Here is a 24,798-nt window from a genome sequence, read left to right as displayed (position 1 = left end):
ATAGATGGGAAAGGGGATTATTAAAAATGTTTGCAACACTTCAAACCGTTCAAGAATCAGAAAAAGAAATATTACGTAATTTGTACGCATTATATCTTCATGATCTTTCTAAGTTCACTATGAATATAACTATCGGAGCCGATGGTTTTTTTGGATACAAAGATTTGCATATGTTTTGGAAAAATGACGGAATCACGCCGTATTTTATAAAAGTTGATCATAGTATTGTAGGATTCTTATTACTACTGGAACGTCCGTTTTTGAAGAAGGAAAATGATTTTGGTATTAATGATATTTTCATATTGAATCAATATAAAGGAAAAGGAATAGGTAAACAAGCTGTTGAGAATTTACTAGAAGAGAAAAGAGGACAATATTTCGTTATCGAACTTCTAAAAAATGTACCAGCAGTGTCGTTTTGGAAGAAAGTATATAAAAAACTGAACATAGAATTTGATGAGAGAGAGCAGTTAATTGATGATGAAGAATGTCTCGTTCAAACGTTTAAAATTTAATGAAATTGGTTTTCCTTTTATATTACTTTGAAATTTAACTTTATCCCGCTATTTGCGGACAGTAAGACCCCACTGATTAAAGTTTCACTTTATTTTGAATATACCGTTTCCCCTTGAAAACATATTACGTATCGCTTATATTTTCATATAGTATTTATTTTTTAAACGAAGCAATGAACGAACCAGGGGGCGCAGTATGGCAATTAACATGAAAACAATCGAAGAATGGATTGCTGAATCAAATGCAAGACATGAAGAAGACTTTGGACACGTTGTGGAAGAAATGAAAGAAGTATGTGTCGGACTTGATAACGCGACATTAATTTATACGAAAAATGTATTTTGTTTCGGTAAAAAAGTAGAAGTCTTTTTCTTCTTCCAAGACCATGTCGTGATTGGACAAGAAAAAGACGAATATGTTGAGATTGAAAAATTAAAGTATGATGCCATTACAAATAGTAACTTAAAAACAAATGACAAAAATACTACGTTAGAATTAAAGTTTGCTAACGGACAATCTATCAATTTAGATAGTTTAAATGATAACTACGGTACGAAAAATTGGTTATTTGCTAGACAAATTAAGAGTATTTTTAAGTTAATCTAGTAAAAAAGCACGCCGTCCATCGGCGTGCTTTTAACTATGCAAAGCCCCTTTTAACCAATTCCGCGCCCGATATGCCCCAACTGGAACTTGAATAAGAGATGTTTCATTCCCAGCATCTATTCCGTACAATTGATCACATGAATTTGTATCAAAACTAAGTAAAGGATGCCCGCCCATCCCCATCGCGGTCGCTGCAAAAACGAGTTTATGAACGAGTATACCTGCTTCCATTTGGTGAATACGGTATCCTCTATAGCCTAATGCACGTGTATAGTAATCTTTCTGTCCGACTACATGTAAGCAAAGTGGTACTTGAAAAAGGTTTACGTTATCCATCGTCATACTAGACTGAAGTGGGTAGCGAAGGTCTCCATATCGAATTGGTTGTATGGAATGTGTTTTACTGTTATAAGCGTAAGCTCCGTTTTCAATATTTTTCACGCTATAAAAACATCCGTATAAGGAGACGCGTGTATTTTCATTTGTATACTTACCGTCAAGGTCGTTGTAATAGGGGAAGGAAAGGCTCGCTTCTTGTAGTAAAGTAGCGAGCTCAGCTGCATCCCATTTCGTTAAAATAAAATCCGCATCAGGAGAATATCGTTTTTTACAAAGTTGTAGGAAATCATACGATAACCGTTCTACTTTTGGTAGCTGTACAGCGTACGGATTATGTTGATAGTGCTCTTCATGATGTAGTGTTTGGAAGTGTGCTGTTGATTCGATCATAGAAGCTTCATTTATTTTTGTTATCATCGGATATTCACCTACATGTTTTGAGCGAATGAAATGTTCATGTGCGAGCGGCGGAATTTGTTGCAACAACTCATGAGAAGTAACTGTTTTATTTTCACGGTAATCATTGTGAAACCAATTTGTTTCTGGGTCTGTACTTAAAGGAATAACGGCATACACACTTTCTTCACCTTCTGACAATCCGAGTAAATGGTTCAGTGCACGGTCTAGAAATTGAAAGTATACGCCGTTTGTATAACCGAATTGCTTTGCACATTCTAGCAATTGTCCAATGAGGACCCCGCTATCTAATCCTTGAAGACGATATGAAAAATTATTGTATTTAAAGAAATTTTTCCAAAACATAGTGGATACGAATGCAGCACCGAAACAATCATCTATATTACAGCGATTACCGAGTGTGTCTGCCAAATAAGAATCGAAATTTCCTTCGCGAAGTAAAATAAGTCGGTGATGCGCGGCGTCATAATGGTAAATGCCGTCTGGATAATCGTCAATCTTTAAATAGATATACAATTCATTCGGATATAAAGCACCACCCGAAGGAATAGATCTTCGTAATACATTTCTCTCGCTATTTAGCTGACATAATTGTGTTACACCAAATGAATACCAAAGGTAGTGACCAATCTCATCTAAAGTAGGTGTAGTAGAAGAGTTCGGTAAAGATAATGGGATTTCTAAGGAGAGCGGGATGGTAGGTAAATTTCGATATAATTTATAAGGAAGCGGTGCGTCTTTCCAGTCCACCTCATGATTCGGCATAATTTCATCGATAGAGAAATGGAGATGATGTAAAAAAGTATCTAGCTGCATGAAATCCCTCCTTTACTATGGAAACGGATGTGGATGTGGATTTAATCTTTCATTCGTTAAAGGTTCGTCTGTATATCCAAGTGTCATCGGTACGGTATATACCCGGTCCAGTCCTGTAACTCGAGTAAGATGGTGACCAAACGTCATCGGTAGCATGCCTGGAATAATAACTTTTACACAATGTAATCCATTCTTTTCTATGAGGGGAACGGTTTGATCTACAACGATTATTTCAAGATTAGATTGATGCAAACGATTTAAAAGTTGGTGGAGATCGGATGTTAAATCCATATCAAATGATTGTGATACATTCATTTCTTGGAACGTTTGCACCGGTGCATCTTCCCGTAAAAGGAAGTGAAGACGTTCTTCTGTTTCTTTCAATCCATACAGCATACTATGGTCTTCCATTTTATTAACGAAATAAGGATCTTGTAAGCATTTTTCGTAGTATTCTCTTTTGTGCTCGAGCTCATCGTCTGTTATAAGTAACATGCCTGCTATTTCTTGAATGGCGCTTTTTAAGGCTCGAATAGGATCTAAATGAGCGCCTCCTGCACAAACAACGTTCATTCCATTTTCACGCGTATTTTTTGCAATTACCCATAAGCTAGGAATGCCGTGTTCCATCGTCGCGTTAAAAGCGTGTAATTCATATCCGGTAATCGTACGTAACCGCTGAATCATTAATTGTAATTCTGTATCATTTGCTGAATTAAGATCCAGGCGGGGAAGAGGTAATTCGGCATACCAAGTGAGTAAGAAGGCATCACGCTCTACAATTTCTAAAATGCCGTGAAAAATCGCTTCTTCTAAACTACCGCCAATTGCACATCCATTTGATGTTTCATACACGAAAGCATCTCGATGACCGAGGCTATAATAAGCAATTGATTCAGGAACTAAAAGCGGTCTGTTTTGTGATAAAGAATATCCCCATACCCAGTTTTGCTCATAATCAGGATCAAACGGCTTGAATGGAAAGTTATCACGATTGTAATGTTCATTTGTATGGACACCGAGTGTGAGGGGATTTAGTGCATGTTCCTCTAAATCATGAAAACTACCATGCACATTTGTCTTTTTCCCTCGAGGCGACATACCGCAATATCGTTCTAAACCTTCTAAAATAGCAGTTGCTTCACTCACTGCAAATGAATGAGTTCGTCCCGCAACACCTTCATTTCCGAACATTAATGGCATGTTTATAATGACGTCAGCGAATGGTAATACAGAATGCTGCATTTTTCCGTTCAACATACCGACCCGATAATCTAAATAGTCTCTCGTTAAAAATGTGTTTAGCTCATGAATGGAACGGCAGCGATACGTTTCGGTGCTTACTTTTAAACTCGGTTGTAAAGAAACTTCCGCCGCATCCGCAGTATCATCAGGTAAATTACTACATACAGGACAGAGAGGATCTGGAAGAAAAGAATGCCGCGTACATTGTAATGTTTGTAAGTTTAGTAAAATAAGTTCATTTTCTAAAGAAGAATGGTTATGAGTTAATATTTTTCCTGTTTCTGCGCAAATAAGATGGCACATTTGCAACATTCCATTTTGGGTGGCACGTACGTCACGTCTCGTTACATTATCTGCTTTAAAGGCATATTTCCGCTGTAGTTCCCACATTTCTTTTTGATCAAAGCCAGCGATAAAACGGCGTCCATCAGAACAATGGGAACATCCAGGCGTAAGAGGATGAATGTAAGGACCGATAATACCTTCGCCAAATGAAGTGAAACCACGAAGCCATGGAATATGATTTGAGCGAAAAATAAGTTCGGCATCATGATGAATAGTAGAAGGAGATCCGTCATGTAATACGAGAGCGAGATGAATATTTTCAGGAAGTTCTTCTGTAAGGGTCTGCTGACGAATGATGGAATATTGTTTGCATAATTGATCATGTACATAGTCTGCAAGAAGGCCATCTCCTATAAGCAATATATTTTGAATCATAAACCGTCCTCCTTTGCAATTAATACCCCATACACACCGTCTAGGTTTTCTTTCAAAAATGGTTCGATTGCTAAATCGAACACGAAGGGATAAAAATTATGTTCTTCTAAATGCTGTAAGGCAAGCTGTAAAGATTGCACACTTGGAATTTCTTCTTCCGCTTGTATTTCCACTCTAAAAGAATCCGTGTCATATAAAATAATAGAGGATTCAGGCAAGATATTAGCTCTGTAAGGAATTTCTTCATTTTGAACGTGAAAGAGTGATAGTTGTAGTGCGTTTCGTAACGCTAACGTCATATTAATATTAGATGCACCGTACCATCTATCATTTATACCAACCCAAACGACTGGAAAACTGAGAATCTCTTCACTCATTGCGATTTTAGGTGTTTCATGGATTGTAGAGAGAGCATCGTAATAAAATCTACAATGTTTATCTTGAATATCAATTAAATCAACAGTTGTAAGTTCCTCTAGAATATGTGACTGCCGCTCATACAGTTTATTGTTTAAATGTTGTTGTAGTGCCCGGTAAAATCCTTCTGTCATCGTTTCTCCAGCACCGATACCGATATTGTTATGTTCAGGAATAAGGCGGTGAATGATTTCTGCTACATATGTTTCAATTCCTGTTAAACCAGCTTCTCGGCGTGCTTCATTATGAGTCAATCCACTACGAGTCATAAGAGGCAGAAGGGGAGCTGGGCCATCTGATAGTGGAGTAGCTACTTGAATATAGCATTGTGATAATGGTAATTGATATGAATCTTGTTCATCCCATACATGGAATATACCGGCTTCTTTAGAAGTTAATGAATCGAAAAAGCGGAATACATCAGTTGAAGTATGTTGGCCATACCGATGCTCAAGTTTTTCAGAAATATTTTCTATCGTATCAATTGTAAAACTTTCATCAGTTGCAAGAGGGTGTTTTATAAAAGGATGCCACGTTCCTTCAAGTGTTTCATAGTTTAATAAAAAGAATTGTGATTCTTTTTCACGATATGAATCATCCGCGACATGTTTAAACAATTCAAAAACGATTACATTTGCTAACATGGCAGATGTAATTGGTGAGAAGGAATCCGATGAATTTTCATTTTGTAAAGTCGTTTCATGTAGCCGATGCCATGCGGATTCCCAGCATTCATCACGATTTTCTGTTACGACAGGTCCAGCTATACCGAGTGTTGATAAACAAATGGCTGGTATGAAATTCTTTTTCGTTTCTCTACAAATAGTGTGAACTGTTTTTAAACCGTCAATGTCTCCGTTTTGAGAAACATATAAAATCCAATCAAAAGGTTCGAATACTTCACGCAAGGGACGGTCAATTGTAGTATCGATTTCTTGAAGGAGTACACTGTTATCAACTTCATATGCACGTTCTATTAGCTCATGTATTCTGTCATAGTTTGTTTCATTCCGATCTGTAACGAGGTAATGAAATGTAGGTAAACCAGATTCTAATAAAGAAGAAACTAAGGAAGTGAGCATATCCCCAGAACCAAGTACAAGGACATTTGCTCCGCGGTATGTTTCAAACTTTAAAGCACCTGAATGAGAATCAGCTTCTAAAAATTCAATTTGTGAAGCATATCTGTCGAGTAATGTACTGTTTAATTCATGAGGTGCATCTTGATTTGCATCGCGAACGAAACCATTTTCATATAAAATCTCTCCAATTTCAAATACACGGTTTTGATAGGGGAGAGGGAGGCCATCGGTTATTTCGGCTAAAGAATAATTCCCGTTAAACATTGGCATTAATTTTTCAATCCAATCATAAATTCCATCACCGTCCATACGAAATGAACTGGCGTTATTTCGAAAATAGACACCCCCGTTTGAATCGGGGAGGAAGAAAGTATCCTTATTTACTTTAAGTTTTGCATGAATTGGAAGGTTATTCATTTTAATCCTCCTTACGTTTAGGCATACATTATTACCTTATGTCATGAAATTTGTCCCGTATGAACACAATAAAAAAAGGCTGTAGAATGATTCATTCTACAGCCTTTAATAGATTTTTAATCTATCAACCTTCTAATAATAATGACTTTGGATCTTCAAGCATATCTTTAACAGCAACAAGGAAGCTAACTGCTTCTTTACCATCAACAATACGGTGATCGTAAGATAAAGCAATGTACATCATTGGGCGGTTTTCCATACGCTCGTTATCAATTGCAACTGGGCGTACTTGGATTTTATGCATTCCTAAAATACCAACTTGTGGGCTATTTAGGATCGGTGTTGACATTAGAGAACCGAACACACCACCGTTTGTAATTGTAAATGTACCACCTTGTAGTTCTTTTAATGAAAGTTTGTTGTCACGTGCTTTTTTACCTAATTCACGAATTTCACTTTCAATTTCAGCGAAATTTAATTGGTTGGCATCGCGTACAACTGGAACAACTAATCCATCTGGAGCTGCTACTGCAATACCGATATCATAGAATTTTTTAATGATAAGCTCGTCACCTTGAATTTCAGCATTTAATAATGGGAATTGTTTTAATGCTGCAACAACTGCTTTTGTGAAGAATGACATGAAGCCAAGACGTACATCATGTTTTTTCTCGAAAGCATCTTTGCGTTCTTTACGTAATTCCATGATCGCACTCATATCAACTTCGTTAAATGTTGTTAACATTGCAGATGTTTGTTGAACTTCTACAAGACGTTTTGCAATTGTTTGACGGCGGCGGGACATTTTCACGCGCTCAACTGGTTTTTCGAATTCCGTTTTTGCAACTGGAGCAGGAGCTGGACTCTTTGGAGCAGCTGGTGCTTCTTTTGGTGCTGCAGCATGAGCTTGTACATCATGTGGTCTCACGCGTCCAAGTGGGTCTGTGCTACGTACGTCGTTTAAGTCGATTCCTAATTCACGAGCCATTTTTCTAGCAGCTGGTGATGCGATAGGACGGTTTGTATTTGGTAACCCTTGTAGTGTTGCAGTTTGCTCAGCATTTGGTGCCGCAGCTTTCGGTGCTTCAGTCGTTTCTTGTTTTGGTTGCTCAGCCACTGGTGCAGGTGTACTTACTGCAACTGGTGCTCCATTAGCATCTAAAATTGCGATAGTTGCACCAACTTCAACTGTATCCCCAGGTTCGCCTAGTAACTTCGATACAATACCTGAATCTTCTGCAATGATTTCTACATTGACTTTATCAGTTTCAAGCTCAACAACGCTGCCACCTTTCTCAACTTTGTCGCCTACGTTGATAAGCCATTGTGAAATAGTTCCTTCAGTAATAGATTCTGCAAGCTCAGGTACTTTAATTTCGATCATTTTAAATGTCCTCCCCTTATTTGCCTAACGGTGTGTTTTTTCTTCTTTTGTCTTCGGTAATCTCCATTTGTTAGCCTGGCCTTGGGCAGAATATCTGCCCAAGGAACAAGCTAGAAAGCTTCATTGTTACTTTTTAGTTGCTGTAAACTTCAATTTCTTGTTTATCTTGACGGAAGTTATACTTCACATCTAAAGCATGTGCAACAATTAGTTCTTGCTCAGCTTTGTGAGCGAATGGATCGCCGCCAGATGGACTAGAGCGATCAGGACGTCCAATGTAGCCTGTTTTCACTTTATCTCCAGCAAGTTCGAACAGAATTGGAGCCATGTAATGCCATGCGCCCATATTACGAGGTTCTTCTTGAACCCAAATGATTTCTTCTAAGTTTTTAAAGCGTTTAATAATAGATTGAACTTTCTCAGCAGGGAATGGGTACAATTGCTCAATACGAACGACATGAACTTCGTCTAAGTTGTACTCATGTTTACCAGACTCGATTTCTGCTGCTAAGTCAATCGCCATTTTACCTGTGCTTAAAACAAGACGTTTTACTTTATTTGGTTTCATGCCAAGGTTTTCTTGTTCTAAAGCAGGTTGGAAACGTCCTTCGCTTAACTGACTAGCAGTTGAAAGCGTAAGTGGGTGACGTAATAAACTCTTCGGCGTCATCAATACTAATGGTCGAACAGCTTCTGTTCCTAAGATAGATGCTTGACGACGCAGGATATGGAAGTATTGAGCCGCGCTCGTTAAGTTTGCAACTGTCCAGTTATTCTCAGCAGCTAACTGTAAGAAACGCTCTGGACGTGCACTAGAGTGCTCTGGTCCTTGACCTTCATAACCGTGTGGTAATAGAAGAACTAAGCCAGATTTTTGACCCCATTTTGCTCTTCCAGCTGAAACATATTGATCAAATAATGCTTGCGCAGTATTTGAGAAGTCACCATATTGCGCTTCCCACATAACAAGAGTTTCTGGAGCGAATACGTTATAACCATATTCGTAACCAACAACAGCAGCCTCTGATAACGGACTGTTATGGACAGAGAATGAAGCATTAATGTTTGGTAAGCGATGTAATGGTGAATATGTTTCATTTGTATCAGTATCGTGTAATACGATATGACGGTGTGCGAATGTACCACGCTGTGAATCTTGACCAGTTAAACGAATTGGCGTACCTTCTTGTAAAATAGAAGCGAATGCTAATGATTCAGCAAGTGCCCATTCAATTTTGCCGTTCTCTTCAAGAGCATCTTTACGGCGCTCAAGAATTTTCTTCACTTTCGGATATACGTTAAAGCCTTCTGGCCAAGATAGTAGACCTTCATTAATTGCACGAAGTGAGTCAATCTCAACGCCAGTATCAATTGACTGAATACCTTTTGCAACAACATCTGGTACTTTAACGTGAATTGTTGCATCACTCGTATCAGCTGGTGGTACTTGTGCATAGTCGGATTTTAATTGCTCTTGTATAAACTGTGTAATTGTTTCAACCTCATCTGCATTTAGAACACCAGCAGCTTGTAATTGATCTGCATAAATTGCTCTTACAGTTGGATGGTTTTTAATTTTTTTGTACACTTGTGGTTGCGTAACTGCCGGGTCATCCATTTCGTTATGACCGTAGCGGCGGTAACCAATTAAATCGATTAAGAAGTCTTTTTTGAACAACATGCGATATTGAATCGCAAGGTTAGCAGCTGCAAGACAAGCTTCCGGATCATCAGCATTCACGTGAACAATCGGAATATCGAAACCTTTTGCAAGGTCACTTGAATATTTCGTAGAACGAGAATCATAGCTATCAGTCGTAAAACCAACTGCATTGTTTGCGATAACATGAATCGTTCCGCCTGTTTGATACGCGTTCAATCTGCTTAAGTTGAGTGTCTCAGATACAATACCTTGACCAGGGAATGCAGCATCACCATGAACTAAAATTACGAATGATTTTGAAGTATCTTGATCTGGAAGACCAGATTTTTTACGATTCTCTTGAGCCGCACGTGCGAAACCTTCTACTACAGGATTCACGAACTCAAGATGACTCGGGTTATTTGCTAATGTAACGCGAGTACTAACTTCTTCGTTACTAACGACTTGTTCTCTACCTAAATGGTATTTCACGTCGCCAGTCCAGCCAGAATTAGCCACTGCGCCTTCTATTTTTGCATGTTTGAACTCAGCAAACATGTGGCTATATGGTTTTTCTAATACGTGAGCAAGTACGCTTAGGCGACCGCGGTGAGCCATACCAATCATGACATCCTCTACGCCGTTCTTAGCACCTTCTAGAACAATTTCATCTAAAACAGGTACAAGCATATCAACGCCCTCGATAGAGAAACGTTTTTGCCCAACGAATGTTTTATGCAAGAATTGCTCGAAACCTTCAACAGCTGTTAAACGTTTTAAAAGAGCAGTTCGTTTTTTATTTGATAGTGGTTGACGCAATGAATTTGATTCCACCATTTGATGCAACCACGCGCGTTCTTCACTATCTTGTATATGAGAAAATTCATAAGCTAAAGATTTTGTATAAACGTCTTTTAATCTATGAATTACATCAAGTGCAGTGTGAATACCTTCTGGTGCATCTTGCCATACCGTTTTCGCTGGAATCGCTTTCAAGTCAGCATCGCTCAGTTCGTTCATTGCTTTCTCAAGAAGAGATTGTCCATTTGCAGCATCTTCCATCGGGTTGATGTGAGCCAACGTGTGCCCGAAAGAACGAATCTGCTCAACAAGTTGAACGACTTTAAGAATTTTTTCAATGTTACCTGTGTTTTGAGGAGAAAAATGTGTTGCTGTGTTGTCCCCTGTTACGACATCATCTTGAAACGAAGGAGCTCCAAAAATTTCAAAAAGCTCTTGTAATTCCGGATCAACAGAACCTGCTCCAGTTACGTAAAGATCATACTGCTCAATAACATAACCAAGGTTCGGACCGTGGAACTTGGCCCAAGGGTTTGTCGTTGTATTCTTCCTCGTCATTTGTTTAAACCTCCCAATGCATATAATCCTTTTCCATACAAAGGTGCATTTTGCTCTTTTTCAATAAGTAATGAATCAATAATCAATGTAAATGTTTTTCTTTACTCTTATGTTATTACAATAATTTACATAATACCAAACACTATTACTTATCTGTTTTGTAAAAAAACATTCACAATAACTTATCACCCAAGTTAATCTTTCATGTTATAAAGTAATTTTACAGAAAAATGGGGTGGATATATTTGGTATGCCTATACTAATAGCTATAATTGTTGCATTTAAATATAGGTATAATAGTTAGAATGTTTTGATAAAAACAGTTTGAATTATGTATATTGAAATAATAAGCGCTTTCATAGATATTATACAACAATATAACGGAATATAGTATAAAAAATAAAAAATTATGAATTTATCGTAAACTTTATTTAGATAGTGTTAAATATTGAAAGGAAAGTGAAGGATTTCTACAAAAAAAGTTGCTAAACATAAAAAATGCTCCATAAACAGTTAGTTTCTATAAATATGACGAAAAACACCGTAAAACAAATAACGCATTTCGTGAAATAAAGAAATAAATGAAATATTTTAAAAGGATAAAACAAATATGGAGATATTAAATTTTAAAAAAAGAAGTGAGGAGATATAGTAACAGTTATTTACAGTGTTCCGTGTTTCGCTTCAAAATAGACGTGCTGAAATTTAAAAAAGTTTCTTCTATATAAATAGCGTGAATAATAATCAAAATATATGTAAAGGGAACTTGACGTAAAGTTTCCTTTACATATATACTCGGTATATGGAAGGAGGGAGAAATTTCCTTGGAAAATAAAATGGTCGAATACCGAAAAAAATTTGGACTATCTCAAGAAAAGTTGGCTGAGAAACTTGGAGTTTCCAGACAAACCATTATCTCAATTGAAAAAGGGAAATACGATCCATCACTTCCGCTAGCATTTGAAATAGCGAAAACATTTCAGACAACAATAGAACATGTATTTATTTATGAAGGAAAAGAAGAGGGGGAATAGGGATGAATTATTCACAAAAGTACTTTGTAATTATGGGGATTATTTTTCTATTTATGAGTGGATTTATGATATTAACAGGTATAATGACGCATTCTGCACCGCCAGCCATAACGTATCCATTGCTGGGGATGATGATTATGTGTTTCTGTCTAAGCTACTTGCATCCGCAATTTAAAGAAAAAGACGAGCGAATGAAACTGATTCGTTATAAAGGAATGTTTGTAACCTTTTTTGCATTAACGGCATATTATCTTCTTTTCTCTATCGGCTTAAACTTAAAAATACTTACACTATCAGCTACTGAATTATTGAATATACTTATGGCACTTACAATGAGTACCGTCTTTATCTCATTTGTTGTTTTAGCAAAAAGATATTAAGATGGAGGAGAGAAAGGAAGATTAACATATGCAAATGATGTATGCTTTTGGCATTGGGCTTGTATTATTTTTAGCCGTATTCTTATTTATTCGTAAAGACGTTCAAGGTGGGACATTAACGAAGCGAGGATTTTATAAATTAATCGGCTGTTTAGTTGTTATGCTTATAGCAATTATTGTAATGATCGTATTAATTAATCAGTCACTATAGAATGTAAAAACGGAACCTTACTTTGGTAAGGTTTTTCTTTATTGTTCAACCTGAAAATTACCACCAAATCCATTTTCTGAAAATAAATTGTGTTATATAATCCAATGAAATGATAGATAAGGAGTGTAGTATATGAATAAAAAAACTATCTTCTATTTATTAACTTGTATACTACTTGTAGCTAGTACTACTTATATAATATGTAACAAAAAAGAACAAGTGCCACCTATATTAGTATGGGACGAACAAGAATACTATGTTACGAATGAACCTGTCAAAGTAGAAGAAGTTGGGCAAAAACTTGGCGAAGTAACAAAGAAAATTAAAACAAGTAAAAAACCTACTAAAAATAGAGAATCTAATACATTACAAGAGAAAACAGAAGTATTCATAATGATTGAGGAAGAAAAAAGTGATTACCCGCCTTTAATCATAAAGGAAGCTTATAGTGATGAATATCGGGTAGTGAGGCCGATGTTGAAGCAAGTATTATGATGAAAAGGAGGTTCATATGCAGACACTAACTCCGCATCCGTAGTCGTTAAGAAAAATATTTGTCTTTTTCCTCCTATCGGTGCCGCTTACATTTTGATGAATAGAGGAGCAATACAAAAGAGAGATTACATTTTATATTTATTATTTGCTACTATGAATATATCACTCTGGTTATCGCTTATGATTTTTGATCGGAGTATGTGGATGGTAGCAGGGCATTATGTGTTTGGAGCAGTTGTTGTTGTTTCGAATATGAATAAGAGATAAGCCAGCAACCTCAAAGTTGCTGGTTTTTATTTTGCTATTTATAATAAAGAAACAAATTTTTAATAGAGAGTAGTGGGCGTTATGAGATGGAAAGAGGGAACGTTTGAAAAAATAGACACGAATGACTCACCTGTTGAGCAACTTATAAACACGTTTAAGGAACAAAACTTAATTGGTGGAGCAATAATAAGCTGTTTTAAAGTGCATAACGAAAATTTTTTTAAAGAAATACCACATTCGAAAGATGGACATGAGCACTTCTTTAGAAGAATCTTCAACTCTTTAGACATAATCAATAACTTAGAAGAGTTAAAAATACATACATCAGACAAATATAAGTTTTGTTTTAAAGAGCAGCTCGCAGTCATGCTTGATGGTAGCATTGCTGCGCAAATTTTGTGGGGCGGAGCATATGAAGGGTTTAAGGAACGACCAGTTATCGCAAAACAATTAGCAGTCAATGTATGTCAATATATGTTCCAAGATCGATACGAAGATATTAAAGTGTTCGAAAGCTATCGCCCTTGGACAGATTGGTTTTACGATGTTGCGTGGGATGTTACTTGGATGGTGTTAGATAGTAGGGAACAGAAAATGTGGTTCATTTGTGCTACGGATACAGATTGATAGAAGCCGGGCCTTGTAGGAATGCTGCAAGGCCCTTTATCTTTTGGGAATTAATAGAAAACGAATCATATAAATGATATACTAAAAAATGTTTGTAATGTCAGTTTCATACTATTATATAATGCTGACTTACTAGAAAAGATAAGAGGAGAATGAGCGTGCAAAAGATAAAGAGATTATTGCTATTAATGATGGTAGTAGGATTAACAGCAGTTGTTTTAGCAGGGTGTGCAAATCCGAAAGATACTACAGAAGAATTTTTAACAGCGATACAAAAAGGTGATGTAGAAAAGGCTCGTACATTTGTTGAGAGTGACAAGGAATTTAATAAACTAAATGAAAAAACAGATGATGCTGAGGCAAAAGCAATGCTAAGTGCAATTACAAAAACCTTTAAATTTGAAAAGCTAGAAGAAGTATCGAAAAAGGATGACAAAGCAGAAGTGAAAGTGAAAATTACATCTGCTGATCTATCCGTTGCTGTAACAAAAGCAGTGGGAGAAGTTATGCCAATGGCCTTCGCTAGCGCATTTAGCGAAGACAAAGAACAATCTGAAAAAGCGATCGAAAAAACAATGACCTCAACCATCATCAAAAACTTAACGGATAAAGATGCAGCAATGGCAACTCGCGAGGTTACATTGAACTTAAAGAAAGACAAAGATGGCGACTATAAAATCGTTGCTGACGATAACTTGAAAGAAGTATTGTTTGCCAATGCGAAGTCTTTGGAGAAGATGTTTGGTGGGAAGTAATTGAATTAGATAAAAAGAGACACCATATCACGTAGAAGGTTGATATGGTGTCTCTTTTTTATGAACCTGGAGAGGTTTGAACTCAAGAAATTAATTCTATAAATTTTATATTATGATTTTTTGGTTTATGACATACAGCTAGTTGTAACAGAGGAGGTACTGTATTCTATGTTTTCTTATGCGGATCCTATAACGTAGAAAGGTAAAATTTCTGGACCAGATTTTAATTAGTGTTCCTTCAGCTTTAATGAGGAGGTGTACGAAGATGTTGTGACTATACCTGCTGGGTATTATTAATTGTGAAGTCAAATAAGAAAACAATTTATTAGAGGAAGATTAGTTAGTTTAAGTATCAGATTTAGGTGTTTAACAGGGGGTACTAATTAATTTCAGTTCTTTCATGAAAAATTATAGAAAAAGTATGGATAAACAAATTCTTGTTTTAAGTGAATTTTGTGAATGTGGGGGCTGCTTTAAATAAAGATGGTCAAACACTATGTAAATAATTAGGAATGTTAAAATATGCAAAATTGCATATTAAATATTTTAAATCTTATGCTAACCTTATAATGCGAAATATAACATTTGTTGGTAATTATTCATTTTTGAAAGATAAAAAATGAATAATTACAGTGAATTGTATACCACTGTCCTATAGTATAAACGATAATAACGAAAGCTATTTGAAGTCCTTTGAAGGAAATAAGTTATTTAAAAAAATTCCATATAGAAAATTTGTTAAAATTTCAGATGTAACAAATGTCATTTTATTTTTAATGTCTGATAAAAGCGATGCCATTAGAGGGCAAAATATTGTGGTTGACTATGGATATACAATTGTATAAATAAATCATCTTGGGAATTAAGGGTGTGGATAATGAGTTTACTAATTAAAGATTTAACAAAGAAATTTGACGAGCATGTTGCAGTGAATAATTTGAATATCGAGATACCAAAAGGTGAAATATTTGGATTCTTGGGCGGGAATGGAGCAGGTAAAACGACTACATTTCGAATGATACTTGGACTTTTATCGAAATCAAGTGGGACCATTTCATGGAATGGTAAACCTATAAATTATGGTGTTACAGATAAAATTGGGTATTTACCAGAAGAACGTGGTCTTTATGCGAAAATGACTGTCAAAGAACAAGTTAACTTTTTTGCAAAACTAAAGAACATGAAAAGTAAAGATGCAGAAAAAGAACTTCACTATTGGCTGGAGCGTTTTAATATTACTGAGCATCTGAACAAAAAGGTAGGAGAACTTTCTAAAGGCAATCAGCAAAAAATCCAGCTGATAACAGCGATTATACATAAGCCTGAACTCTTAATTTTAGATGAACCATTTAGTGGTTTAGACCCAGTAAATGTTGAAATGTTAAAAGACGCTGTTCTTGATATGCAAAAACAAGGGTCGTCAATTCTTTTTAGTTCACATCGTATGGAACATGTGGAAGAGTTATGCCAACACATTTGTATTATGCACAAAGGTGTACCTGTTGTTCAGGGTGACATTACCAAAATTAAAAGTGATTTTGGTAAAAAGAACGTTGTAATCGTTGGCGATCATAACTTTGACCATTTGAAAGAAATAAAAGGTGTAGAAAGTATGAAGAAACGTAAAAATGCAGTTACTCTTAAAATTTCATATGAAGAAGTTTCACATGTTTTATTTAAAGAGATAACAAAATTAGGGTATGTTAAAAAGTTTGCAGTAGAAGAGCCTACATTAAATGATATCTTTATTGCGAAAGTAGGTGCACAAAATGAATAGTTTCTGGACAATTTTTTTACAAAACTATAAATCTAAAGTGAAATCAAAATCATATTTTGCTATTACAATAATAGTTTCTATGTTAATTATAGGATTGATGAATTTTGACAAGATTTATAACTTGTTTGCAGGTAACGAGGACGATCAAGTTGTTGTTGTTACAGAAAAAGAAGAATTATATTCAACCATTCATCAAGTGTTTAAAAATGTCGATAGTAAGATACAAGTTAAACGTAGCACGGATAAACAAAAAGCAGAATCAGGTGTTAAAAATGGTGATTATACATATGCAATCGTTGTAGAGGAATTGAATAATAAACAATTAAAGGCTACGTATATAACTGAGACGGATGTAAATCAGCAAGATGTTAGCAAGGTTCAAACGATTTTATCTCAAATACAATCTTCTAATTTCGCCCAGCAATTGAATCTATCTCAAGATGAATTAAAGGTGTTAACAACGCCAGTAGAAATTCATACCAAAACGGTTTCAGATAAGGTTAAAGATGGAGAACATACTGAGGGTGTAGGGATTTTAATTAATGTCTTTATCATGCTAAATTATCTAATGATATTAATGTATGCTGCACAATTAGCAACAGATGTTGCAACAGAGAAATCTTCTCGTGTTATGGAGTTAGTTGTTTCAAGTATTTCGCCTACCAAACATTTATATGCGAAGCTATTCTCAACATTATTGGCTGGTATTACGCAAATCATAATTTGGGGCTTGGTCGCAACTGTTGGATATAAAACAGCAATTAATGATTCGAAAAATGATATTTTAAATAGTATTGATTTAAATTCTGTTGCTCCAACTCTAGTGTTTTATGGGATTCTATTCTTCACATTAGGATTCTTATTATATGGCTCATTATCTTGTCTATTTGGCTCTATCATTACGCGTATAGAGGAATCTTCTCAAGCTGTTATGCCGCTGATGTTTATGTTACTTGCTGCTTTGTATATAGCAATTTATGGAATGTCAAACCCAAGCAGCATGGTTGTTACCATTACTAGTTATGTACCTTTCTTCACTCCTATTGTTATGCTTGTACGAATTGGATTCCTCAATATCCCAGTATGGGAGATTGCGCTTGCATTAGCAATTCTAATTGCAACAATATGTATGATGATTGGTTTAACGAGTCGTGTTTACCGCGGTGGCGTATTAATATATGGTAAAGGTGCATTTAGTAATATCAAAAAGGCAATCAAATTAGGGCAAAAATAGGATTCGTCTATTCATTTCTAAACTTAAATTTACAAAGATCTGCATAGTTAAACTGTGTAGATCTTTTTTGTTGAGAAATTTATATAAATAAATATAAAAATTGCTGTATTAGGCTATTTTTCAAAGAGAATTTTAAAAAGCTCCCAAAAGAGAGTAAAGAATCGAGTTCTAGCGAACAACGTAGAGCGATAATTAATATAATTTATGTCTTTCTCCAAAATGGAGAAAAGAAGTAGGGAAAAATTTAGTTTTAATAATAATCATTTATTTGCTACATAAAGAAAACCCCTTGACTATCAAGGGGTTTTTCATATGACCCCGGAGAGGCTCGAACTCACGACCTCCACCCTGTCAAGGTGTCACTAAGGATCGTTAGTTTAACGTAAGTCAAATCGTAAGTCAACGCAAGTCACAAATACAGTCATATCAACGTTCGTGGCTAAAAAGTTATACGTCCGTCTCGTTTTCTATTATTAATTATAGCGTGTAGCACCGCCAAACTGCAAGGTGTTAGGGCGCACTATTGTTTCTTTTACGGTTAATTTCTACGTCGGATTCCTTGGTGCATTTTCAGATGTTAATTTAACTGTAAGTCGAATGTATAAGTACCAATTAGTGTGAAGTCTATGCTCAATTGTTAATTTTAAACACATGGATATGATGTAGCACTTGTCCACTGTGAAGGGAGTGGAGTACGGGCTGTGACAACAGGTGTGATACTAATCATTAAGTAGTTTGGAGATTTTGTTCACTTCTTTTTATTCGAACGTTCATAAAATCTGTTTTTGATATTCTCCAATATTTGTTTAGCAATTTAATTTTTAAATTTAAAAGAAAGCTAAAATTTGTTGAAGGGATGCCATTAACTAATTATATGTTATAAATTTGAATAGTTGCTACAGTGATATAATCCCATATGGTATAATTTTCTATAAAAATATTGGAAAGGGTTTAAGCGATGGGACAATTTCAAAGTAATTTTCAAACGGCAGAACAAATCGCAACGCAAATGAGGGATGCTTCTGATACTATCCAAAGTGCGATAAATCGTTCTATAACGAAGGCGAATCGTACTACGCTAACTGTTAATTCCAAAGCACAAGAAGCGAATCAGCAAGCTTTAGATTTAACGAAACAATTTTGTGCCGCCTTTCAACAGGCAGTCGATAATATTCATTCGGTAGCTAAAGAGTTTGAGAGAATGGATAACGAACTTCAAAATACTTTTCGCTAATGTGACCACCTTCGTAAAGGTAAAACGGTAGGAGGAAAAAGATGAGTCAAGATATTGAAAACCAAATCAAACAATTAAATCAAAAGTTACGAAGTGTATTTGAAGAACAGGACCGAAATCAATCCGTGATTCAAACTCAAGAGCAAGCAGAAGAGGACTTTTATGAATGGAAAAATCAAAATCGTCGTTTGTTTAACCGAATTTTAGAAACTTGGCATGGAGATAGGGAATTATCTCGTTTTTTTACAAATATCTGTCAAGAAGCACAACACATTGAGCGGAAACTTACATTTGAATTCGAAAATAAAAAAGAAGCGTTACTTAAAGAAAGACGAGATCTTAGTGATTTAGAAAATGAGCTTTCCTATCAGCAACAACAATTAGCAAGGGAGGTCAATGCATGAGTTTAAATATGTATTTGGGAGAAGTACGGAACCAGACTCAAAGCATGAATGCTGTATGTACGGCTACCATTCGAGGGATGGAACAAGCCATTCAGTCGATTGACGCTTTTGCAAGTGATACTGTTTTACAAGGTCAAACTTACGAAAGTGCAAGAACATTCTTTGTCCAAACCTTTCGCCCTTTGGCTCAAGGAATTATTTTTTTATGTGAAGAGTTAATTCGTCAGAATAATGCTTTTCCCAATGATTTCGAATCACAGGTAGCTTCAACTGATGTCATAGAACAAGAGTTGCTAGAACAAATTCGAGAAATTGACCGAATGAAAGCAAGTATGGAAGCCATCAGTCAAGCTATGCCAATCCCGGGTATGGAAGCTATGGCGAATCTTTTTACTGTCATGAGGCAAAAACTACAAAAAAAGCTAGATCATCTACATGAATTTAATCAAACATCTAGCAATAACTATAGTACAGCAATTCAATTAGCTGCTAGCATTGCTACAGGTCTTGCAGAAGTACAGAGTGGAAAAGGATTTAGTCCTGCAAGCGGCACATTTAGTACGAGAGAATTAAATATGGAATGGCTAACACCTATTCAAGAAATTATGTATGAACAAGCTATTCAAGATCAAATCGAAGAAATGGATTTAATAGAAAAACAAGTGGCTTTAAAGGCTCAGGAAGATAATAGATCATGGTATGAAAAAACAGCTATTGGTGCTTGGGAGTATTTAAATGGTGTTATCGAATTTTTTCAAGGTGCTGGCAGTGCAGCAGCGGAAAACTTTATTGGACTTAAAACGCCTGATAATGATAAATTAGAAAGCAAGATAACTTATCAAGCTGGAAGGCTTACTGGAAATGCTTTATCGATGGTAGGATCTGTTATAGAAATTTTTGAAGGTATTTCACTCATAGGTGCCTCTAATTTCTTAACCTTCGTGGCGGAAGTAGGAACCGGTGGATTGGCATCACCAATTGTTCTTCCGTTAAATGGAGTTGCTACAGTAGCTGGTGTCGGTATGGCTGGACATGGTGGGTTTGTTTTGCATAAATCAATTCAAAATGCTAAGGATACTCTTCAAAAATTCCAGTCTTCTTCAAATGGATCTGCTAGTACTATAAAAAAATCGTCACCTAAAAAAGTTAAAAGTTTAAGAGAACAATATTTAGGAAGGACACCCGGAAAGAAATCAAGAACTGGCCGTGAAGTAATAGAAAGAATGAAAAATGAAAATCCACCAAGAATTAGGACAACACGTGGCGGTAAAATGCAATTTAAGGCAAGTGATGAAGTGTGGTATGATCTTAGTAAATCAGATATGGCTCATCTAACCGATGCTGTCTCGTGGTGGAATAGTATTGGTAGGCATTATGGAGCAAAGTCTAAGGAAGTTAGAAAATGGATGCTAGATTCTGTTAATTATGAATTGGATCATTTTAGTTTAAATAGATCAGCGGGCGCTAAATTAGGTGAGAGATATTTGCCACCAACTAAAAAATAATTGGAGGTAAAGGGAATTGGAACTAGATGACAAAGTATACAATCAAATTGTACAACTGTGTGAAGAGGGAGATATTCTATTTGAAGTAGAACAATTTGATCAAGCAATAGAGAAATATTTAGTGGCTTTAGATATGGTGCCAGCACCAAAGACGGATTGGGAAGCAAGTACTTGGTTATATACAGCAATAGGCGACACTTATCTTATTAAAGATGACTATGAAATGGCAAAAAGTAATTTTTATAATGCTTTAAACTGTCCAGACGGTATTTCGAATCCATTGATTTTATTGAGACTTGGAGAGAGCTTGTTCGAATGTGGAGAACTTGAAAAGGCTAAGGAATATTTATTAAAAGCATACATGCTAGAAGGTTACAAGATATTTTTTGAAGAAGATGATAAATATTTTGAATTGATTAAAGATATTATTTAAGGAGGAGCAATATGGCCATATTACAATCACCTATAAAAGAGAAATTCGAAAGTCTCGTTAATCAGAGTAATGATGAGTTTGATAAAGGTAATCATAATGAGTCTATTACATTATTAGAAGAGGCTTGGAGTGTATTGCCTAATCCGAAAGGTATTTATAATGAAAGTTATGATTTAGTGAATGATATTATTGATACTTGTTTTATTGTAAAAGATTTTAAAACAGCAAAAGAATGGTCAGATAAAATGTTTTTAACCGGATTTATGCGTATTGATACAGGTGAAAAAGAATTTATTTCAGGAAAAGTTGCGTATGAATTGGGTGATTTAGAAATAGCAAAAGAGTTTTTCAGCTTTGCTAACAAAAAATCAGAAGGAAGATGTTTTGAAGATGAGGATGTTAAGTATCTTAAATTCTTCAAAAGTTAAGAGTGTAGGCTAGGTGATAGATAGCTAAACATTTTATGTATGACGAAGATGAAGAATAAATAATAGCAGAATAATTGAAATATAGGCGTGAACTTCGGTTCACGTCTTTTTTGCGTTTTTTCAGTTTCTCCGTTACAAAATCGACTTAGGGTCGGATTTAATAGTGTGAAAGACGAGTAGTAGCTGGCCATCTTTCTACCGGCGCCTCTTCCAAGATATACGAACAAGAAGTTTTGAAGCTTTTTTGAAATTAACGTTACGAAGCAATTCAGGCGTCGGATTTATACATAGGAAAAAGAATTCAATAACAATCGGAGGTAGTTACTATTGAAAAATCAATTTTGTCATAACGAAGACGGCACAACGTCGATTTTTATGACTTATTTGGATGAAGAATTGAAGATTACGATTAGTACTGAGAAATTTGAGGAAGTCAGTTCAATCGATGGAAAATGGTTCACGTGGTGGGACTTTGACAGTCGAACTTATTATGTTGCTTATAAGAAGTCTGGTCACACTGTGTATTTACATCGTTTCATCACAGATTGCCCGAAAGGAATGCAAGTACATCATAAGGATGGTAATGGCTTGAATAATACGAATGGGAACCTGGTAAACGTGAGACACGTAAGGAGCACAATCAGGAGACTATGGCGAAAGCTAGAGAACTATTTACTGGAGATCCAAGTTTAGGGATCGAATTGCACGTTTTACGTAATGCAGTCAATAGATCTAGCAACAAAAGATATTTACGTTTGAAAATTAACGGGATTCCTTTTAAGTCGATTTGCGACAATAGGGAAGGGCATCTGATGAAATGGATAGCTAATGAAATCATGAATTGCAATACCACAGACAAACAGATATACACCTATCTATCGAGGGCTGGATGCCATGATAAAGATATGATAACTAAGCATATCAACTGGGTTCGTAAATACGTAAGGGTTCCTGATCCGTCTGTTCCTACGCAGCATGTGTTATCGATAGAGTAACTGATTGATAGGACGGTTTTTCGTTGTCATTAGTAGCGATAGAACGGAGAGCCGTCTATGGTGTTTTCTTCAGAAGTTCATATCTATTGTTACGATTAAATGCCTTTATATATGTTATTACGTTCTTAATATACGCTTATCATTGGTTCGTATTACTAAGTTTTAAAAGAGTATTATCCCCGTCCTATACATATATTTATTCGTAATTTCGTAGATAACTGACACACTTTTTGATGAAAAATTAAAAATATTTTTGTAGGAGAGAAGAAATCATGTTACTAACATTAGAAGATTTAACTGTAGAACAAGAACAGCTATCATTTACGGAACATAAACAACTGAAGCTATTGGAACGAAACCCACAAAAGGCAGAATACATCTTAAGGATTGAGAAGTTGTGGGAAGAATTTGCTATGGAGTTTAATCAAGAAGCACGAGAGCAACGATTAGAAAGGTTACTAGAAGAATTATGCTTTACCATTCAAAAGAAAGCAAAGGCGCTAGCAAAGAAATGGATAAACAAAAAGATTTCAGCCGAAGACCTTGAGCATGAATTTTGGATTACGGCTTGGACGCTCTGCATAGAAAAATATAATCACTATCAAGATTTCTATTTATACGAGACGTTATTGCTAGCGTTGGAGCGTAAGAGCATTGATGTTATACGGAAATACACAAAGACAAATAAACAAGCAATAAACGCGGATTCTTTACCGTTATTAAGTAAAGCTAATAATTTGTACCCTAGCGATGAAGATATTGAGAAGCAGGCTACTGATAGAATGTTGGTTCAGCAGATACTATGTGATGAATTAGTAAGCGTGCAGGAACAGAAGATTTTGGAAATTATATATGAGAATCCGAATCTTAGTTATAGGAAAATTAGCGATATACTCGGCATTCATATGGAACAGGTAAGAAGGACTTTAGGTCGGATCAAGAGGAAGCTGAAGCGCTATGAGTATTGTTTCAATTAACTTGGTGCAACTCGTCTGAAAATGTCACTTTCAAAAATATCGAGGGGTACATTCGATTGTTAATTTACATTTAAAAATCTAGGTGTACCAAGCGTTCTGCTAATCAAGTCGAACTAATTGTAAAGGGACAACACTTAACAGTATGACATTGACCATAAAGTGGGTGTTGACGAAAAAGCTGGTTCTGATTGGTAAAGACAAATAATTAGCATAGATGAGTAGCGGTCACTAAATGAACTTATGTAAACAAACAGAAAGAACAACCAAACCACCGAACGTCCATGAACCGTTCGGAATGTGAACGACGGGCGCTTGAAAACGTACGGGAACGAGTCGAAAACCGCACAGCGATGGGCATCGAGCCGCCAAACAAGCGCACCACCGCCACCCCAGTACAAGAGCGGCGCACCACCGCCAGAGCACTACGCCTGGTGTATTACACACATTCACGTCAAAATTACGAACCTCGACGACGGCAACGCGGGGGCCACCCCTGCTGCAAACGGCCAATCACGCAAAAAGACGTATGCCGCAAAAAAAAATAAAAATTTTTACGGAAACTTCGCGGATGAAAACAGGATTCCGACAAAGCTTTTTACATCTATGTATATACTCGGAAAAGAAGTATGGGTGAGCACGTTGAGCGAGATGCATACATATGAAGTTTTTAAAATTTAAGAAGACGGCTTACGGATGGGAAATAGATGTTAGAGGAATTCCGGCAATTATGCTATCGTGTTGTATCGGAGCAGTTTTAGTGAACCACCGTCGACATGGTCAGACTTCTCAAAGGGGTGCTGAAGTAACGGTAGTCGTACCACTTGTCGGTGTTGGCAGCCAGGACGCCGGGTACGTCTTAAAGTCGATATTCTATAATTTTAGGTGCCATATCGATACAAAAGAAACTCATATTATCACTTGATCTTTAGTAGATACCTTTCATTCGTGTTTCATATGTAACCCTCTAATCCGGGTTGGTATGGGAGGCTATCCTATCATAAACGCAAGGGCATGTGTTATATCGCTACTCGCCTAGTGGTGGATGGACGCAGATGCGAAATCTCGGAATCTTGACGGTAGCC

At 36.1% G+C, this 24,798-nt stretch carries 24 protein-coding genes; 18 read left to right on the top strand and 6 right to left on the bottom strand.

Annotated features, from left to right (window positions below; genetic code table 11):
• Window positions 1-26: 26 nt before the first annotated feature.
• Window positions 27-515, top strand: coding sequence for a GNAT family N-acetyltransferase (locus ES895_RS10095; RefSeq protein ID WP_135238326.1), 489 nt, complete (start codon window positions 27-29; stop codon window positions 513-515).
• A gap of 196 nt (window positions 516-711) precedes the next feature.
• Window positions 712-1,122, top strand: coding sequence for a DUF3908 family protein (locus ES895_RS10090; RefSeq protein ID WP_000996782.1), 411 nt, complete (start codon window positions 712-714; stop codon window positions 1,120-1,122).
• Window positions 1,123-1,152: 30 nt separating this feature from the next.
• Here the strand turns inward: ES895_RS10090 and ES895_RS10085 are convergent, their stop codons facing one another.
• From ES895_RS10085 to odhA, 5 genes are all read right to left on the bottom strand, one after another.
• Entirely contained in the window at window positions 1,153-2,694 is a 1,542-nt protein-coding gene (locus tag ES895_RS10085; protein WP_098279670.1) for a SagB family peptide dehydrogenase, read from the bottom strand.
• Between the two features lie 15 nt (window positions 2,695-2,709).
• Window positions 2,710-4,659, bottom strand: a complete 1,950-nt coding sequence (locus ES895_RS10080) for a TOMM precursor leader peptide-binding protein (protein ID WP_000615607.1) — start codon at window positions 4,657-4,659, stop codon at window positions 2,710-2,712.
• Entirely contained in the window at window positions 4,656-6,575 is a 1,920-nt protein-coding gene (locus ES895_RS10075; RefSeq protein WP_001061565.1) for a putative thiazole-containing bacteriocin maturation protein, read from the bottom strand. Before ES895_RS10075 ends, ES895_RS10080 begins: the two co-directional genes overlap by 4 nt.
• Window positions 6,576-6,699: 124 nt before the next feature.
• Complete coding sequence (odhB, locus tag ES895_RS10070; RefSeq protein WP_000569926.1) at window positions 6,700-7,959, bottom strand: 2-oxoglutarate dehydrogenase complex dihydrolipoyllysine-residue succinyltransferase; 1,260 nt, start codon at window positions 7,957-7,959, stop codon at window positions 6,700-6,702.
• Window positions 7,960-8,092: 133 nt separating this feature from the next.
• Window positions 8,093-10,960, bottom strand: coding sequence for a 2-oxoglutarate dehydrogenase E1 component (gene odhA / locus ES895_RS10065; protein WP_000197136.1), 2,868 nt, complete (start codon window positions 10,958-10,960; stop codon window positions 8,093-8,095).
• Between the two features lie 824 nt (window positions 10,961-11,784).
• Here odhA and ES895_RS10060 point away from each other — a divergent pair.
• The 16 genes from ES895_RS10060 to ES895_RS09990 all read left to right on the top strand — a co-directional run bounded on the left by ES895_RS10060 (window position 11,785) and on the right by ES895_RS09990 (window position 23,716).
• Window positions 11,785-11,994, top strand: coding sequence for a helix-turn-helix transcriptional regulator (locus tag ES895_RS10060; RefSeq protein WP_000428506.1), 210 nt, complete (start codon window positions 11,785-11,787; stop codon window positions 11,992-11,994).
• A 2-nt stretch (window positions 11,995-11,996) separates the two neighbouring features.
• Window positions 11,997-12,374 carry a hypothetical protein gene (locus ES895_RS10055; protein WP_001109895.1) on the top strand — a complete coding sequence of 126 codons (378 nt, stop codon included), beginning with the start codon at window positions 11,997-11,999 and terminating at the stop codon, window positions 12,372-12,374.
• Window positions 12,375-12,402: 28 nt separating this feature from the next.
• Window positions 12,403-12,585 (top strand): DUF3976 domain-containing protein, encoded by a 183-nt coding sequence (locus ES895_RS10050; protein WP_001178294.1) that lies wholly within the window; start codon window positions 12,403-12,405, stop codon window positions 12,583-12,585.
• A gap of 132 nt (window positions 12,586-12,717) precedes the next feature.
• Window positions 12,718-13,080, top strand: coding sequence for a hypothetical protein (locus ES895_RS10045; protein WP_135238325.1), 363 nt, complete (start codon window positions 12,718-12,720; stop codon window positions 13,078-13,080).
• Between the two features lie 93 nt (window positions 13,081-13,173).
• On the top strand, window positions 13,174-13,347 hold the full coding sequence (locus ES895_RS29590) for a hypothetical protein (RefSeq protein WP_153580444.1): 174 nt from the start codon (window positions 13,174-13,176) through the stop codon (window positions 13,345-13,347).
• Window positions 13,348-13,428: 81 nt separating this feature from the next.
• Window positions 13,429-13,974 (top strand): hypothetical protein, encoded by a 546-nt coding sequence (locus tag ES895_RS10040; RefSeq protein ID WP_001267329.1) that lies wholly within the window; start codon window positions 13,429-13,431, stop codon window positions 13,972-13,974.
• A 158-nt stretch (window positions 13,975-14,132) separates the two neighbouring features.
• The gene (locus ES895_RS10035; protein ID WP_135238324.1) at window positions 14,133-14,729 is read left to right on the top strand and encodes a DUF4878 domain-containing protein; all 597 of its coding nucleotides are present in this window, start codon (window positions 14,133-14,135) and stop codon (window positions 14,727-14,729) included.
• 632 nt (window positions 14,730-15,361) lie between these two features.
• Entirely contained in the window at window positions 15,362-15,574 is a 213-nt protein-coding gene (locus tag ES895_RS10030) for an SDR family oxidoreductase (protein ID WP_224765010.1), read from the top strand.
• Window positions 15,575-15,606: 32 nt separating this feature from the next.
• Window positions 15,607-16,506 (top strand): ABC transporter ATP-binding protein, encoded by a 900-nt coding sequence (locus tag ES895_RS10025; RefSeq protein ID WP_000054723.1) that lies wholly within the window; start codon window positions 15,607-15,609, stop codon window positions 16,504-16,506.
• Window positions 16,499-17,740: an ABC transporter permease gene (locus ES895_RS10020; protein WP_001084160.1), complete on the top strand. Its 1,242-nt coding sequence runs from the start codon at window positions 16,499-16,501 to the stop codon at window positions 17,738-17,740. Before ES895_RS10025 ends, ES895_RS10020 begins: the two co-directional genes overlap by 8 nt.
• Before the next feature lie 958 nt (window positions 17,741-18,698).
• A complete protein-coding gene (locus ES895_RS10015; RefSeq protein ID WP_135238323.1) occupies window positions 18,699-18,974 on the top strand; it encodes a TIGR04197 family type VII secretion effector in 276 nt (91 codons plus the stop codon).
• A gap of 41 nt (window positions 18,975-19,015) precedes the next feature.
• Window positions 19,016-19,378: a DUF3958 family protein gene (locus tag ES895_RS10010; protein WP_135238322.1), complete on the top strand. Its 363-nt coding sequence runs from the start codon at window positions 19,016-19,018 to the stop codon at window positions 19,376-19,378.
• Window positions 19,375-20,883, top strand: coding sequence for a T7SS effector LXG polymorphic toxin (locus ES895_RS10005; protein ID WP_135238321.1), 1,509 nt, complete (start codon window positions 19,375-19,377; stop codon window positions 20,881-20,883). Before ES895_RS10010 ends, ES895_RS10005 begins: the two co-directional genes overlap by 4 nt.
• Before the next feature lie 16 nt (window positions 20,884-20,899).
• The gene (locus ES895_RS10000; RefSeq protein ID WP_064473098.1) at window positions 20,900-21,316 is read left to right on the top strand and encodes a tetratricopeptide repeat protein; all 417 of its coding nucleotides are present in this window, start codon (window positions 20,900-20,902) and stop codon (window positions 21,314-21,316) included.
• A gap of 11 nt (window positions 21,317-21,327) precedes the next feature.
• Window positions 21,328-21,744 carry a hypothetical protein gene (locus tag ES895_RS09995; protein WP_064473099.1) on the top strand — a complete coding sequence of 139 codons (417 nt, stop codon included), beginning with the start codon at window positions 21,328-21,330 and terminating at the stop codon, window positions 21,742-21,744.
• Between the two features lie 1,267 nt (window positions 21,745-23,011).
• On the top strand, window positions 23,012-23,716 hold the full coding sequence (locus ES895_RS09990) for a sigma-70 family RNA polymerase sigma factor (RefSeq protein WP_135238320.1): 705 nt from the start codon (window positions 23,012-23,014) through the stop codon (window positions 23,714-23,716).
• 228 nt (window positions 23,717-23,944) lie between these two features.
• Here ES895_RS09990 and ES895_RS29215 read toward each other — a convergent pair whose 3' ends face one another.
• The gene (locus tag ES895_RS29215; RefSeq protein WP_167754511.1) at window positions 23,945-24,085 is read right to left on the bottom strand and encodes a hypothetical protein; all 141 of its coding nucleotides are present in this window, start codon (window positions 24,083-24,085) and stop codon (window positions 23,945-23,947) included.
• Window positions 24,086-24,798 lie beyond the last annotated feature (713 nt).

It is taken from the genome of Bacillus sp. 007/AIA-02/001 (genome assembly GCF_004634455.1).
GTDB classification, from domain to species: Bacteria; Bacillota; Bacilli; order Bacillales; family Bacillaceae_G; genus Bacillus_A; species Bacillus_A cereus.
Note: the sequence above shows the minus strand (reverse complement) of the source record. Positions and strands in the feature narration are given on the sequence as shown.

What these genes read in the sequence shown, in the direction of transcription:
- ES895_RS10095 (WP_135238326.1), top strand. Translation starts at nt 27, where the DNA reads ATGTTTGCAACACTTCAAACCGTTCAAGAATCAGAAAAAGAAATATTA.
- ES895_RS10090 (WP_000996782.1), top strand. Translation starts at nt 712, where the DNA reads ATGGCAATTAACATGAAAACAATCGAAGAATGGATTGCTGAATCAAAT.
- ES895_RS10085 (WP_098279670.1), bottom strand. Translation starts at nt 2,694, where the DNA reads ATGCAGCTAGATACTTTTTTACATCATCTCCATTTCTCTATCGATGAA.
- ES895_RS10080 (WP_000615607.1), bottom strand. Translation starts at nt 4,659, where the DNA reads ATGATTCAAAATATATTGCTTATAGGAGATGGCCTTCTTGCAGACTAT.
- ES895_RS10075 (WP_001061565.1), bottom strand. Translation starts at nt 6,575, where the DNA reads ATGAATAACCTTCCAATTCATGCAAAACTTAAAGTAAATAAGGATACT.
- odhB (WP_000569926.1), bottom strand. Translation starts at nt 7,959, where the DNA reads ATGATCGAAATTAAAGTACCTGAGCTTGCAGAATCTATTACTGAAGGA.
- odhA (WP_000197136.1), bottom strand. Translation starts at nt 10,960, where the DNA reads ATGACGAGGAAGAATACAACGACAAACCCTTGGGCCAAGTTCCACGGT.
- ES895_RS10055 (WP_001109895.1), top strand. Translation starts at nt 11,997, where the DNA reads ATGAATTATTCACAAAAGTACTTTGTAATTATGGGGATTATTTTTCTA.
- ES895_RS10050 (WP_001178294.1), top strand. Translation starts at nt 12,403, where the DNA reads ATGCAAATGATGTATGCTTTTGGCATTGGGCTTGTATTATTTTTAGCC.
- ES895_RS10045 (WP_135238325.1), top strand. Translation starts at nt 12,718, where the DNA reads ATGAATAAAAAAACTATCTTCTATTTATTAACTTGTATACTACTTGTA.
- ES895_RS10040 (WP_001267329.1), top strand. Translation starts at nt 13,429, where the DNA reads ATGAGATGGAAAGAGGGAACGTTTGAAAAAATAGACACGAATGACTCA.
- ES895_RS10025 (WP_000054723.1), top strand. Translation starts at nt 15,607, where the DNA reads ATGAGTTTACTAATTAAAGATTTAACAAAGAAATTTGACGAGCATGTT.
- ES895_RS10020 (WP_001084160.1), top strand. Translation starts at nt 16,499, where the DNA reads ATGAATAGTTTCTGGACAATTTTTTTACAAAACTATAAATCTAAAGTG.
- ES895_RS10015 (WP_135238323.1), top strand. Translation starts at nt 18,699, where the DNA reads ATGGGACAATTTCAAAGTAATTTTCAAACGGCAGAACAAATCGCAACG.
- ES895_RS10010 (WP_135238322.1), top strand. Translation starts at nt 19,016, where the DNA reads ATGAGTCAAGATATTGAAAACCAAATCAAACAATTAAATCAAAAGTTA.
- ES895_RS10005 (WP_135238321.1), top strand. Translation starts at nt 19,375, where the DNA reads ATGAGTTTAAATATGTATTTGGGAGAAGTACGGAACCAGACTCAAAGC.
- ES895_RS09995 (WP_064473099.1), top strand. Translation starts at nt 21,328, where the DNA reads ATGGCCATATTACAATCACCTATAAAAGAGAAATTCGAAAGTCTCGTT.
- ES895_RS09990 (WP_135238320.1), top strand. Translation starts at nt 23,012, where the DNA reads ATGTTACTAACATTAGAAGATTTAACTGTAGAACAAGAACAGCTATCA.